Origin of the sequence: Mycobacterium sp. UM_Kg27, from assembly GCF_000972905.1 — a bacterium.
Lineage (GTDB): Bacteria > Actinomycetota > Actinomycetes > Mycobacteriales > Mycobacteriaceae > Mycobacterium.
In genome coordinates, this window is sequence record NZ_JRMM01000318.1 from 1 (window position 1) to 571 (window position 571).

A 571-nucleotide genomic window follows, 5' to 3' on the forward strand; every position below is an offset into this window, starting at 1 on the left:
ACCGTCGCCGCCGTCAGAACCGTTGCCGCCGGAGCCGGCCGCCGCGTTGGCGCCGGTCGAGCCGTCAACACCGGCGCCACCGGCACCACCGACGCCACCAGCACCACCGGCACCGCCGACGCCACCGTTACCGGCCTGGGAGCCGCCCTTACCGCCGACACCACCGGCGCCACCAGCGCCCGCGTTGCCGCCATCGGTGCCGGTACCGGTGTTGTCCGTGATGCCCGCAGCACCATCAGCACCTGTACCACCGGCACCGCCGGCGCCACCGTCACCGACGGTTCCGGCGTTACCGCCAACACCACCGTCACCGCCGGCCTGACCGCTCACGCCCTCGCCGTTGCCGCCAGAGCCGCCCTTGCCGCCGTTACCGGTACCAGTTGCGTCAGCACCCTGCGACCCGTCAGCAGCCGCACCGCCGGCACCGCTGCCGCCCTGACCACCAGCGCCGGCGTTTCCACGCTCGCCACCGTTACCGCCGGCGCCACCGCTGCCCGCGGTCGCACCATTGCCGCCGCCGGCACCGGCACCACCGTCGCCACCGTTGCCAGCGCCACCGGCAGCACCACCG

General features: G+C 75.0%; 1 protein-coding gene. It reads right to left on the reverse strand.

Going from position 1 to position 571, the window contains the following annotated elements:
• Positions 1–571, reverse strand: a 571-nt coding sequence (locus tag LI94_RS24150; protein WP_046302521.1) for a hypothetical protein, incomplete at both ends; no start/stop codon positions are given.